11 protein-coding genes and 1 tRNA gene are annotated in these 12,689 nt (G+C 44.2%); 3 read left to right on the forward strand and 9 right to left on the reverse strand.

Translation table 11 applies throughout. The annotated features are described in order from the left end of the window. Nucleotides 1–18: 18 nt before the first annotated feature. The 4 genes from NST83_RS15740 to NST83_RS15755 all read right to left on the reverse strand — a co-directional run bounded on the left by NST83_RS15740 (nt 19) and on the right by NST83_RS15755 (nt 4,725). A complete protein-coding gene (locus NST83_RS15740) occupies nt 19–1,380 on the reverse strand; it encodes a glycoside hydrolase family 28 protein (RefSeq protein WP_342414861.1) in 1,362 nt (453 codons plus the stop codon). Between the two features lie 179 nt (nt 1,381–1,559). Continuing rightward, nucleotides 1,560–3,080, reverse strand: coding sequence for an extracellular solute-binding protein (locus tag NST83_RS15745; RefSeq protein ID WP_342414862.1), 1,521 nt, complete (start codon nt 3,078–3,080; stop codon nt 1,560–1,562). Nucleotides 3,081–3,108: 28 nt separating this feature from the next. Next, nucleotides 3,109–3,732, reverse strand: coding sequence for a DUF624 domain-containing protein (locus NST83_RS15750; RefSeq protein ID WP_342414863.1), 624 nt, complete (start codon nt 3,730–3,732; stop codon nt 3,109–3,111). Nucleotides 3,733–3,753: 21 nt separating this feature from the next. Further along, nucleotides 3,754–4,725, reverse strand: a complete 972-nt coding sequence (locus NST83_RS15755) for a sugar ABC transporter permease (protein ID WP_137063747.1) — start codon at nt 4,723–4,725, stop codon at nt 3,754–3,756. Between the two features lie 268 nt (nt 4,726–4,993). On the opposite strand from NST83_RS15755, the gene NST83_RS15760 reads away from it, so the two are divergent. After that, on the forward strand, nt 4,994–5,878 hold the full coding sequence (locus tag NST83_RS15760) for a carbohydrate ABC transporter permease (protein ID WP_137063748.1): 885 nt from the start codon (nt 4,994–4,996) through the stop codon (nt 5,876–5,878). Between the two features lie 31 nt (nt 5,879–5,909). Here NST83_RS15760 and NST83_RS15765 read toward each other — a convergent pair whose 3' ends face one another. Next, complete coding sequence (locus tag NST83_RS15765; protein ID WP_342414864.1) at nt 5,910–8,171, reverse strand: helix-turn-helix transcriptional regulator; 2,262 nt, start codon at nt 8,169–8,171, stop codon at nt 5,910–5,912. A 219-nt stretch (nt 8,172–8,390) separates the two neighbouring features. On the opposite strand from NST83_RS15765, the gene NST83_RS15770 reads away from it, so the two are divergent. Then, entirely contained in the window at nt 8,391–9,902 is a 1,512-nt protein-coding gene (locus NST83_RS15770; protein ID WP_342414865.1) for a GDSL-type esterase/lipase family protein, read from the forward strand. A gap of 85 nt (nt 9,903–9,987) precedes the next feature. Next, nucleotides 9,988–10,509 carry an AAA family ATPase gene (locus NST83_RS15775; RefSeq protein WP_342414866.1) on the forward strand — a complete coding sequence of 174 codons (522 nt, stop codon included), beginning with the start codon at nt 9,988–9,990 and terminating at the stop codon, nt 10,507–10,509. Nucleotides 10,510–10,710: 201 nt separating this feature from the next. Here NST83_RS15775 and NST83_RS15780 read toward each other — a convergent pair. The 4 genes from NST83_RS15780 to pyrF form a co-directional block, all read right to left on the reverse strand. Continuing rightward, a tRNA-Ile gene (locus NST83_RS15780) sits at nt 10,711–10,784 on the reverse strand. 125 nt (nt 10,785–10,909) lie between these two features. Next, on the reverse strand, nt 10,910–11,074 hold the full coding sequence (locus NST83_RS15785) for a hypothetical protein (RefSeq protein WP_014282411.1): 165 nt from the start codon (nt 11,072–11,074) through the stop codon (nt 10,910–10,912). A gap of 128 nt (nt 11,075–11,202) precedes the next feature. After that, entirely contained in the window at nt 11,203–11,844 is a 642-nt protein-coding gene (gene pyrE / locus NST83_RS15790) for an orotate phosphoribosyltransferase (RefSeq protein WP_342414867.1), read from the reverse strand. Next, nucleotides 11,841–12,578 carry an orotidine-5'-phosphate decarboxylase gene (gene pyrF, locus NST83_RS15795; protein WP_342414868.1) on the reverse strand — a complete coding sequence of 246 codons (738 nt, stop codon included), beginning with the start codon at nt 12,576–12,578 and terminating at the stop codon, nt 11,841–11,843. The genes pyrE and pyrF overlap by 4 nt, the downstream gene beginning before the upstream one ends. Nucleotides 12,579–12,689 lie beyond the last annotated feature (111 nt).

A 12,689-nucleotide genomic window follows, 5' to 3' on the forward strand; every position in this document is an offset into this window, starting at 1 on the left:
CAGGAATTTGCAAAATCCTCAATTAAAAACATTTTGTTCAGAAGGTTGTATCGTCACTTGTTCGATCAGCTTTTCAGGCTGGTTTGTATTTTTCGAATGACAACGGTTGACCTCAACGCCTTCCCCATTTTCAATATAAAAAGCAGGACCTTCATGATTCTCAATCGTCACCTGTTGAAAACGGATATCTCTCACATTGCCTAAATAAAAACCACGGTTGTTCATATCTTCAATCCCTGTCATCATGGCAGGACGGCCAGGAATCGCATTTTTCGCCATAGAAATATCAATATTGGAAAATGTAATTTCAGCAATATATTGTTCTGCAAGTCCGTATAAGAATCCAGCAGCCGCATGAACCTGTCGTGCCGTGATATCGGAAAAATGAATCCGTCTAAAGCAAGGTGTTTCATCGGTAATTGGATAGGGATTTTTGTCCCAGACATATTTGTCTTTGCCCCGAGGTCCGCAGAAATAATAGAGATTCAGAATAAATGGACAAATCACATCTTCCATCACAATATTGCTAACGCGAATATCTTCGACGATCCCCCCGCGTCCCCGTCTTGATTTCAGGCGGATGCCCCGATCCGTTTGCTTGAACACACAATTGCTGATCGTGACATTACGGATATCTCCACTCATCTCGCTTCCCAGTACAACAGCGCCATGTCCATGCACCATCGTACAGTTGCTAATCGTTATATTTTCACAAGGAATCCGCTCCTGTGTATCTTCGGTTCCTGCTTTGATCGCAATACAATCATCGCCCACATCAATATTGCAGTTACTAATACGAACATTGGAGCAGGATTCGGGATTAATGCCATCCGTATTGGGGGAATCCGCCGGGTTAAGAATGGACACATTGTCAATCGTAACGTTATAGCAAGCGATAGGGTTTACAGTCCAACTGGGGGAATTTTTCAACATGATATCTTTAATGGTGACCCGCTGACAACGGTCAAAGCTGATTAATTTGGGTCTCGGGTGCTGTAACTCCTCGGGATGATTCCGATGCTTTTCCCACCACGGTTGACCATTTCCTTCCAACGTTCCACTGCCTGTAACTGAAATATTCTCCAGGTTCTTCCCATAAATACACGACGCATGTACTTCTCGCTGGACGCCTTCCCACCTGGATTCTACTACTGGATAATCAACCAAATCCGTGCTGAAGGAGAGAATTGCACCGGGGCTTACATGCAGCTCAATGTTACTTTTCAGAAAAATAGCGCCTGTCAGATACGTACCCGAGGGAACAAAAACCGTTCCTCCCCCGGCATTGCTAGCCGCTTCGATTGCAGCCGCAATCGCCCCTGTTGCCAACGTCGTACCATCCTGAGGTGCTCCATAATCTACAATGTTATACACTTGCATCTCGTTCTCTCCTGTCTTCATTTTTTGTGGATACGAAAATGATGTATAGGCTGAACTTAAAAATACACTGGAAAACGGAGTAGGCGGAATGGTGCTGAACAAGCGTCAGCGATGGTAAGCACCATCCGCCTGCGTAGTGGCACTTCATGTACACTGATGTTCAACCTATATCTATATCCTTATTTTTTCGATTTCTTATACGCTTCTTCGTATTCAGTAATAATCTGTGATCCACCGGAATTTTTCCAGTTCTCTACGGCTGCTTTGAATCCGGCTTCATCGGTCTCACCCATAATAAATTTGAACGTAGCATCGGTTATAATTTTTTCGAGTTCGGTTCCTTTTTCATTGGCAGTTACAGAATCCAGAGGAACGGTTGGATCCAAAACAGCAAAGTCGTTATTTTCCTTGATTAATTGATTGGCTAGTTCCTTTTCAGGGTTGGCATCTTTTAACGTATACGTCACTTCGCTCGGTCTGGAACTTGCAAATGGCTGTACATCTGCTTGCCACAAATCGGTGTTAATAATTCTGAAAGCTCCTTCATTATCAATGTCATAATGAGTTCCCTTAATACCACCTGTCATGTCCATAAATACTTCTTCATCAATCAAATCATTGACGAATTGAAGTAGTCTCTTCAACTCAGCTTCCGACTTCACCTCGGATTTAGGAAATGCCAGCAAACCACCGACTCCGCTGCCTTCGGACCAAATGTGATATTTACCGTCTCCATTGGAGATTTTGTTTACAGGCACCAGCTCAAGCCCCTTTTGCAAACCTTGTGACAGATTTCTCAAGTTGGTGATATCCACCATGCCCGTATAAATTCCGGTTTTCCCTTGAGCAAATTGCTGCTGCTGATCAGTTTTAGCAGTTACGGCGAAATCCTTGGATACATACCCGTTCTTATATAATTTATTGGAATACTTTAACGTCTCCAAATATTGAGGTGTATCAAATTCCGGCGTAAACTTGCCATTCTCATCTACTTTCCAGCCATTAGGTGTGCCAAAATAAGAGCTTAAGGTTTTAAAGCTGCTGTAGCGCAGATCAGATCTGTCGCCAAAGCCTGTCGTATCCTTTTTGCCATTACCGTCCGGGTCATCTTCTGTAAACGCTCTCGCAACTTCGTAAAGCTCATCCAGAGTCGTAGGTACTTTAAGCCCTAAGCGATCCAGCCAATCCTTACGAATAACCAGGCCTGCTCGTGCCAAATTTTTCTGGAATGGAACTCCATACAGAACTCCCTCGATGGAAGCTGCATTTCTAACTTCGGGAGGTATCTTTTTTAAATTGTCATAATCGTCCAGATACTTACCTACATCCCAGAATAGGCCTGATTTCAATGAACTTCGAACTGAAGAATTTGTCATCATCGTAAGAGTCACGATATCCGCCAATTCACCGGACGCCAGTGCTGTAGTGATTCTCTCTTCTTTGGACGCATCAGGAACCCAGTTGAACGTAATCTTGGAATTAGTGTATTTTTCAATTTTGTTCTTAATCGTGTCTGTAGGTGGAGAGGCCGTGTGCAATACATTTAACCAGGTTAATTCCAGCTTTGAATTTGGATCATACGTTTGGCTGCCTTGATCCTCTGCCCCCTTGTTACCGCAAGCAGCTAAAAAAACACTCATGACCATAAGTACGGTAAGAAGACCCGATACTCCCTTTTTCATCGATATCCCTTTTTTCATTGTGTTTGCTCCTTTTCTGATCGTATATTCATGCCATATCTTCCTCTTTCACCAAAACCTCTCGCTCTATTTTGCTAAATACCTGATGCGTCATCCACATCACGAGATAACCGATAATACTGGCTCCGGCAAAAGTCAGAATTCCTGGGTACAAGCCTAGAATCAATGTAAAAAGCGCGACAATCGCAACAAAAAGAACAAGTGTATATTGTAAATACGAAAAACCAATCACCACAGACATTCTGATTTTCAGCTTAATTCCTTTCCAATCATAATGAGCCAGTAAGGGGAAAATGTACGCCAACGAGATAAGATACAAAAAGGCTCCAATAAGCGTCACTACGCGAACATACCAGGACGAGACATTGACGATATCCACATAGAGCACGTAGCCCACGAGGCTGTAAATGGCTCCAATGATCGCGCCTTCTTTAAAGCTTTCTCTAAAGTAACGTACAAACGTGGGGAAAATGGCAACTTCCTCATTCCCCCGAATCCATTGCCTTAAAATACTGAGCATAGCGACAGTTGCAGGGCCCACGCCTATAAATCCCAAGCCCAGGATCGTCGCAACCGTCCACAGCAAATTAAGGTAAGCCAGCCGAAGCAGGCGCATGCACCATTTGTTCATGTTTTCTACAAACCGTACCATTCCGCATCCTTCCCGTCGTCATTAGTAAACGCCGTCTTCACCAAATTTCTTGGCCAGTCGATTGGAGCCCATGATCAGAATTAATCCCACCACACCTTTAAAAAGTCCTACCGTCGTACTAAAACTCAATTGTCCATTCTTTAAGCCTGCTGTATAAATGTAGGTGTCAAATATTTCGGCAACCTCGCGGTTTAATGAGTTTAATAGCAGATACATATGCTCAAAGCCCAAATCCAGCGTGCTGCCGATTTTTAAAATTAACAACGTAATAATGACTGGGCGAATTGCAGGCAAGGTAACATGCCATGTTTTTCGGAGACGTCCGGCACCGTCCATTTCTGCCGCCTCATACAGTTGCGTATCCACGACCGTAATCGCCGATAGATAAATGATGGTAGACCAGCCGAGTTCCTTCCAGATCACTTGCCCCATATAAACGGTACGCAACCATTCCTGGGAAGTTAAGAAGCTGATCTTCTCACCACCTAGCGCAGCAATCATTTCATTCAGTACCCCGCCGTCTACGGTTAAAAATACATAAGAAATCGAAACAATGATAACCCATGACATAAAGTGCGGGATGTAGATAATCGTTTGGATGATGTTTTTAAACACAAGCTTCCTTACCTCATTCAGCATCAATGCCAAAATGATCGGTAATGGAAAGAAGATCACAATGTTGAGCGCAAACAAAACCAGGGTGTTACGTAATAGCATGAAAAACGTGGGCTCGGTAAATAAACGAATGAAATGCTTCATTCCTACCCAGGGGCTGCCCGTGATTCCCAGAAAGGCTTGATAATCTTGAAACGCAATGACCAAACCGCCCATAGGGAAATACTTAAAAATAATGAAGTACACTAGCCCGGGTAAAACCATCAGGTACAACAACTTATGTTTTTGCATTCGTAAAAGATTTTCCGTCGTTCTGTTGTTCTTTTTCATTTTCATATTCGGTTTCATGTTTGGTGACGGGACACTTGAAACTTTCATTAGCTCGACCTCCTTCAAACGTTCCTGTATACGTTTTCAAGAGTACGTGATTTTAAGCGTTACGCATATAATCATCTAATGATAGCGTTTACAAAACCTTATACATAGCCTACTTTCCGCCTTTTCACCTTACCTAATGATTACTACACAACCTAATGATCATCCTCTTTTTTCCATGCTTAGGAGAACACCTCAAGATTTGATTATATACGGAATTCCGCCCTCTTGGTACAGTTTACATGTAAACGATTACGAGGAGGTCAAACACTTGGCGCAAACATCACTAAAAAAAGAATCGCTGGGCAGTCGTATTTTTACCATCGTAAACAGTACTTTATTAATTCTCATTGCCCTCACTTGTCTCTTGCCTTTTCTGAATATCATCGCCAGCTCTTTTGCTTCAACCCAAGAAGTGGTAGCTAAAAAATTCATTTTGTTCCCTGTCACTTTTTCCCTGGATGCATATCGGTATATCCTGTCGACTCCAACGATTTTCAGAGGACTGGGGGTTTCGGTCGGAGTGACTATCGTAGGTACCGTGGTGAGTATGATCTTTACGGCTTTTATGGCCTACGGATTATCCCGAAGATATCTGCTTGGACGAAATACGATTAATTTCATTGTCGTGTTTTCCATGTTGTTTAGCGGGGGAATGATTCCAACTTTCCTGGTTGTAAAAAGCATGGGGCTTATCAATTCGTACTGGTCCTTGATCCTTCCCGTGGCGATTAATGCATTTAACCTGATTATCATGCGTAACTTTTTTCAGGCGCTACCGGATGATCTGGAGGAATCGGCCAAGATGGATGGGTGCAACGATTTTGGCATTTTCTTTAAAATTATGCTTCCATTAGCGATGCCTTCAATTGCAACCATTTCACTTTTCTACGCGGTCGCCTACTGGAATACGTATATGCATGCCATTCTCTATATTAATGATTCCGCCAAATGGCCTATTCAGGTTTTGCTCCGCCAAATTGTAATCGTTTCCAGTGGTATGCAGGCAGAAGGAACCTCTGTGGATGTCATCCCACCTGCGCAGACGATTAAGATGGCGGTCATTGTGGTTGCAACCGTTCCTATGCTAATCGTGTATCCATTTGTGCAAAAACACTTTGTCAAAGGAGCATTATTAGGGGCGGTAAAAGGGTAAGCTGCCCCTTGATTGTCAGTGAATGTTTCACTCAATTCGCTTGCTTCATCTTACGATATGCTCCGGGCGTGACCTGCTCCTTCTTCCGAAACGAGCGGATAAAGTTCTGCGGATTATGATATTGCAATCGTTCGGCGATTTCTTTAATCGTCATATTTGTTTCAACGAGCCACTTTTTACCCATTTGCAATCGGTAGTTCATCAGATATTCGCTGAACGTCGTACCGTATTCTTTTTTGAAAATACTGCTTAGATAATTGGGATTGTAATGAAGACGCTCTCCAATAAGCTCCAGTGACAATTCCTGGTCATATTCAGCCCTGATCATGGCGGCAATTTTCTCGGAGAGACAGCGGAATTGCTGGTTCGTCTTTTCCTTCATACTTTTTACCATAGGGGAAATGACTTGCTCCACCAGCATACGCTCGATCTCTTCCGGATTACGTATGTCCAGCAGCCGATGGTACAATGCATGATTGTTCTGGGTCAGCAGCACTTCAATCCCTAACAGCTGCTCCAATTGAATGAGGTTATTCACGAACCGCACCAACAGCACCTCAAAGTTCATGGAATGATTGTTCTTTGTCATTATTTCAGTCAATAAGGAATGTACGGTAAGTCGTACTTGCTCTTCATCTCCTATTCTAATGGCGTCAAACAACTGCGATTCCATTTCCGTCGGATAATGAAGCAGCACCGGGCCTGAAATGACTGTGGAAATGTCTTCATAAAATATAATGGATTCTTTGCCTAAATTTAAACGATGGTGCAAGGCTTGCTTACTCATCTCACAGGCTTCCTTGCTCTCTAACAAATTGTCATATGACTTACTAATGCCGATACTGATGGATACATTCAAATACTCTTTTACAGTTTGAATCAAAAGGGTGGCATCATCCAGCACTTGCTTGTTTATTTCCTGTTCATTCTTGCCTGTAAACATTAAAATGGTCGCCTGGATGTCATCGTTCAAAATGATGGGAAGCATTCGCTGCTGCTCTGGAATGGTTTCTTCTACGATTTTGTTAATAGCCAGCAGTAAAACGTCCTTATCCGAGGGCTCCCGATCTCCCAGATTATCCAGTTGAATCAACAGGGTAATATACATTTGGTTCTCCAGTTGCGGATAGCCCAAACGTGGCATTTTTCGTGCCAGTTCCTCTGCTGAAATACGCCTGCGGAACAGGTTAAGAATCAATTGAGTTTCAAGCTGTGGCATTTCGGACTGAATGAGACTTTCCAGGCTCTCCTTTTCCGTTACAATGCTGTCAATCGAATCAATAATCCAGTCAACTTCATTTCGGGAAGGCTCATTTTTGAACGAAAAATTAGGATTCTTAGGCAGGCTGCGTTTAATTTTCTGGAATGGTTTTGTAAAATAAACGGCTCCCATATACGCCACCACAACAATCAAGAGCGTGAGTACAAGTACCATCGTGATGATTCCAAATTTAGTCGTTTGAAGTGCATTCGAAATCTCCTTTTTATCTAATATCGTTAAATAGGTCCAGTTGTTATAAGCAGACTTGGCATAAATGACCTGCTGAGCAGGCTGGTACTTGGTTTTTTCCAGTGTCAACATGCCTGAATTGTCGGGTGCAGCCGTAGCCTCCGAAATGTCCTGAAGCTGCTGGGTGGATAATAATTGTTTAACGGGCTCCGTTTCGTACATTAAATCGCCTTGATTATTCAGAATAAAAACGGCCATGTGATCCTCTGCCTGAATTGTACGATTTAACGTTTGCACCGAAATATCCGACAGAGCAATGGCTTGCTTCTTTTTGGAGAATACAGGCAAGGTATTAACAAAGCGGATTCCCTTGTCTGTTTTAATCCAGAACAGCCCCTTATCCTGATGGTCGATATAGGTTTTAAATAGCTTCTCTCGTTCCGTTTTCGTCAAATAGGACAGGCTTCCATTGGAGATCTTCCAATTCTGATCTAGGCTAATCAGTGAATATTCCGTTCCTTCTAATCCCATCGTAGCGATATAATTGAGTTGCGAATTCACATTCCGATACGCTACAAAATCTTTTTCTGTAATGGGATGTTTTACGACTTCATCAAATGAACTGGTCGTACTATACGTATTAAAGGCATATTCAATCGTTTGGATTTTCTGCTCCAGACTGTTTTTGATCTGCATCATGTAGCTTTGCTTGGTGTTGGAGACTCTTTCTACAACAGAGCTGATTGTTGTAAAATAAATGTAGCTACCAAAGCTTGCCACCAAACCTATTCCCAAAACCAGAATCGTAATAAAAATGGTGTAGAACATCCTGCCTTTTTTCATTGCGCTCCCCCTTTGGTTCTTTGCATCACATCAAATTATAGCGCTTTCATAACAAGGTTTAAATCATTTTTTTCACGTGTGCATTTATTTAAAAAACAAACATGGGCTTAAGCCCACTCTTTAAGCAGAAATGTTAAATACCATTACATCCGTCCCATCCCGTTTTATGTTCATCTGGATTAGCTTGCAGAATTTAAAAAAGGAATTTGGAGGTACCTTATGTTACACGTTGTTAGTCATAAAGAACAGATTGTAAAAAAAGAATTTACAGCAGACACTTCCTTTCTCTCCCTCTATCCAGCAGTGGCCCATGAAGCTCTCCCTTTTATATTGGTACTGCCCGGCGGTGGCTACGAGCATTTGGCTTCACATGAGGGGGAACCCATAGCTCGATGGTTAAATGATTTAGGTATTCATGCAGGTGTGCTGCATTATCAAGTCGGAGACTTTGAGGTCGATTCCTTGTTGGATGATGTGGAACATGCCCTGAGGTGGATTCGACAAACGTCCAAAGACTGGAAAGTGATTCCGGAGCAAGTCGGTCTGGTTGGATTTTCAGCAGGCGGGCACTTGGCCTCCATCGTCGCCACCAGAGGGGCGGAAAAACCCGATCTTCTGCTGTTGGGCTACCCCGTGATTACGTTTCATGATGCTTATACACATATTGGAAGCCGCACTCATTTTTTAGGTGAACAGCCAACACAGGAGCAGCTTCACGCCTTTTCATCCGATCAACAAGTGACTTCACAGACCCCTCCAACTTTTATTTGGACAACGGCCAATGATGCCACTGTTCCGGTCGAAAACAGCCTGTTACTGGCTTCCGCATTATCCAGAGAAGGCATTCCATTTGAGTTGCATGTATTTGAGGAAGGGCGACACGGCTTGGGACTCGCTGAAGATAACCCTGAGTGCCAACAATGGCTCTCTCTTGCGGAAAAATGGCTTCAAAAACATAGCTATGTTACAGAAGGCCAACAGATAACATCCAGGCTGTTTATCGCTGGTGATTCCACCGCTGCCCAAAAAGGAGCTACCGAAAAACCGATGACAGGCTGGGGCGAACACTTGCAGAGTTATTTTGACCCGTCTGTTCAAGTGAACAATCGTGCGGTTAATGGACGAAGCACTAAATCTTTTATAGCGGAAGGTCGATTGTCTCATATTGAAAAGGATTTTCGAGCCGGCGATTATCTGTTTATTCAATTTGGACACAACGATGAGAAGAAAGAAGATCCCACCCGCTATACCGATCCTGACGGGGACTACCGTCAAAATCTAATTCAATGTATCGAGTCTGCTCGGAAGCGTGGTGGAATTCCAGTGCTGTTGACCTCTGTAAGCCGCCGCCGCTTTACCGCAGATGGAGAACCTGATCCGCATGCAGTGGGAGCTTATCCCGCAGCCATGAGACGAGTAGCCGAGGAAACCCGGACACCACTGCTTGATATTTTTGAAGCCTCTCAGCAGCTTTATCATAACCTTGGAGAAGAAGGGTCCCAGCAGCTATTTATGCACTTGCCTGAAAAAGCACATCCGAATTACCCGGCTGGCGTAACGGATAATACTCATTTCTCTGAGGAAGGAGCACGGCAGATTGCCAAGCTGGTCGCTGAAGCCATTAGCCAATGTGCGGAATTACATGCCTTAAAGCAGTTTATGCACTTGGAAGGAACGAATCAAGATAGTGCAAGAGCAGAATTGTTGGTTAAAAAGGGTGGTTATTTATGAGAGATTTTAAAATAATAAAGGGACAATTCAACTCTTTTCAAAACTTCGTAAATGCTATTAACGAAAAATCTAAAAAAAATCTACTTTGCTGATTGGGATAGATGGTTGTGGTGGTTCTGGTAAAAGTACATTCGCTTACAAGTTAAAAGAAGAACTATCTAACTCAACTATTGTTCATAAGGATGACTTCTATCTCTCCTCCTCTAACATTTTAAATACACATCCCTCAAAAAAACCTATCGGTGCTGATTTTGATTGGAAACGTCTTTTAAATCAGATACTGGAGCCCATAAGAAATGAAAAGGATGGGCATTATCAACGGTATGATTGGGAGACGGATAAGCTTGCGGAATGGCATACTGTTCCTGTTGGTGGCATTGTCATAATCGAAGGAGTGTATTCCATTCGAAAGGAACTGGAGGATAAATATGACTTCAAAATTTGGGTTGATTGTCCACGAGAAATTAGGCTTTCAAGAGGTCTTGAAAGAGACGGAGAGTGTGCTCGTGGGATGTGGGAGGATAATTGGATGATTTCAGAAGACATTTATGTAGAAGCTCATAAACCCTTTAAAAGAGCAGACCTCGTTATTAGTGGAGCTTTATAAACTTCTTATTCAAAGAATAAAACAGAGAACCTCCATACATAGAGGTTCTCTTGTTTCTTAGCTTAACGATCATCACAGGCTTAGTTTTAAGGCGAAGAATTTTCGTCGTTGTAAATGAGCTTATAGATAGTGTCCTATCTCCTCAGCGAAAGAAGGTATAAACAACAAAAACCCCTTACTATGGAAGGGGTTTTGAGGAAATGGGCCCTGAGGGACTCGAACCCCCGACCAATCGGTTATGAGCCGACCGCTCTAACCAACTGAGCTAAGGGCCCTCAAAAAAATATGTATATTCACGCTACATTTACATAAAACAGCGGCGTTAATTAATATACAACATTTTCTTGTGTTTCGTCAATAGTTTAGAGAAAATTTTTCTTTTTAATTTTTTTTTATGAATCTAGGGAATAAACCGGACGCCGTAACGTCCTTTACGCGAGCGGTACACCTCCACTGCGCGAGGATCGTTGTAGCCGTACATCCAGCCGTCGTGCTCCAGCCTTTTTGCCAGACATCCTGCCTGAAATTTGGTCGTGTACAGTCTGCCATAGTAAATCCAATACATCCGAACTCCCTCTTTTCACATGATGGTAGGAGTTAGTGTAACCGGATCGAATTCGAATTACACGGCCTGCATATAACAATCTGCAACGAGTACGAGTCGCTTTAATAAATGGCCCCGTATGCTAAGCCTTATTTGCCAAAGGAGGCCGGGTCCTGACGCCACGAACGCAGCAGCTCCAGCTCTCCCTCCTGAATCGTTCCCTCACGCAAGGCAACGTCCATCAGAGCCGTGTAATTGGACAAGCTTTGCAGCTTCACACCTGCTTCTGCAAAGGCTTGAGTCGCTTTATCAAGCTGGTAGCTGAAAATAGCGAGTACAGCTAACGGCTGGGCGCCTGCTTGCTCTATGGCCTGCGCTGCTTTGATGGAGCTGCCGCCAGTAGAGATGAGATCCTCGATAACAATAACCTTCTGTCCCTCACTAATCCGACCTTCGATCTGGTTCTCTTTGCCGTGTCCTTTAGCTTTGTCCCTTACATACGCCATCGGCAGATTTAGCTTTTGCGCCACCCAGGCAGCATGAGGAATCCCCGCTGTAGCCGTGCCTGCTATGACTTCGGTTTCAGGGTATTGCTCACGGATCACAGCAGCGAACGAATCAGCAATCAGCTCGCGCACCTCCGGGTAGGACATGGTCAGGCGATTGTCACAGTAAATAGGCGATTTAATGCCGGATGTCCATGTAAAAGGCTGCTGTGGACGCAGCGCTACCGCCTGGATACGTAACAGATGGGATGCAATTTGCTCGGGGATATTATTTAATGTAGTCATACTTGGTTCATCTCCTCAATAATGTGTTCCGCTGCGGCACGCGGGTCTGCTGCAGCCGTGATGGGGCGTCCAACGACGATGTAGCTGCTACCCTGGGCGATGGCCTGTCCAGGTGTCACTACACGTGACTGGTCGCCTGTAGCGCTGCCTGCCGGACGTATGCCAGGGGTAATCGTCTTGAAGTCCGCCCCGCATACAGCGCGGATTGCAGGCACTTCCAACGGGGATGCCACTACTCCGTCCAATCCTGCCTCACGGGTCAGTTGTGCGTATCGAACGACCGCATCCTGTACCGTACCAGGAATACCTATCTCCTGGTTCATAGTTATCTGATCCGTACTGGTTAGCTGTGTAACAGCAATAATGAGCGGCATGGCAAGCGAGCTGTCTGCGGAAACTGCTGCTTCGGCCCCGGCCTTAGCGGCTGCCATCATATTTCTTCCTCCGGCAGCGTGTACGTTGAACATATCCACACCCAGGCGGGTGATGCTCTCCGCACCTCCCCGTACGGTGTTGGGGATATCATGCATTTTCAAATCCAGAAATACGGAGTATCCTCTCGCCTTTAGCTGCTCAACAAAGGCGGGCCCTGCGCTATAAAACAGCTGCATGCCTACTTTTATATAACAGGGAATACCCTCCAGTTGTTGAATAAGCCGCTCTGCCTGCTGCGCATCCGGGTAATCTAACGCGACCATCAACCGTCCTGCCATCTGCTGAAATGCTTCGTTCATCGTCCTGCATCCCCTTTTCACGTCAATTCGGGTACATTTGCCCGTGATAAAGGACATCCGTCAGCCGAAGCTGATGAATGTCCTTTCCTGTACTACTTATTTTTCATCCTC

Origin of the sequence: Paenibacillus sp. FSL R10-2782, from assembly GCF_038592985.1 — a bacterium.
In the GTDB taxonomy this organism is placed as follows: domain Bacteria; phylum Bacillota; class Bacilli; order Paenibacillales; family Paenibacillaceae; genus Paenibacillus; species Paenibacillus terrae_C.

Coding starts and splice junctions, on each gene's coding strand:
- NST83_RS15740 (WP_342414861.1), bottom strand. CDS start 1,380: ATGCAAGTGTATAACATTGTAGATTATGGAGCACCTCAGGATGGTACG.
- NST83_RS15745 (WP_342414862.1), bottom strand. CDS start 3,080: ATGAAAAAAGGGATATCGATGAAAAAGGGAGTATCGGGTCTTCTTACC.
- NST83_RS15750 (WP_342414863.1), bottom strand. CDS start 3,732: ATGGTACGGTTTGTAGAAAACATGAACAAATGGTGCATGCGCCTGCTT.
- NST83_RS15755 (WP_137063747.1), bottom strand. CDS start 4,725: ATGAAAGTTTCAAGTGTCCCGTCACCAAACATGAAACCGAATATGAAA.
- NST83_RS15765 (WP_342414864.1), bottom strand. CDS start 8,171: ATGAAAAAAGGCAGGATGTTCTACACCATTTTTATTACGATTCTGGTT.
- NST83_RS15770 (WP_342414865.1), top strand. CDS start 8,391: ATGTTACACGTTGTTAGTCATAAAGAACAGATTGTAAAAAAAGAATTT.
- NST83_RS15785 (WP_014282411.1), bottom strand. CDS start 11,074: ATGTATTGGATTTACTATGGCAGACTGTACACGACCAAATTTCAGGCA.
- pyrE (WP_342414867.1), bottom strand. CDS start 11,844: ATGACTACATTAAATAATATCCCCGAGCAAATTGCATCCCATCTGTTA.
- pyrF (WP_342414868.1), bottom strand. CDS start 12,578: ATGAACGAAGCATTTCAGCAGATGGCAGGACGGTTGATGGTCGCGTTA.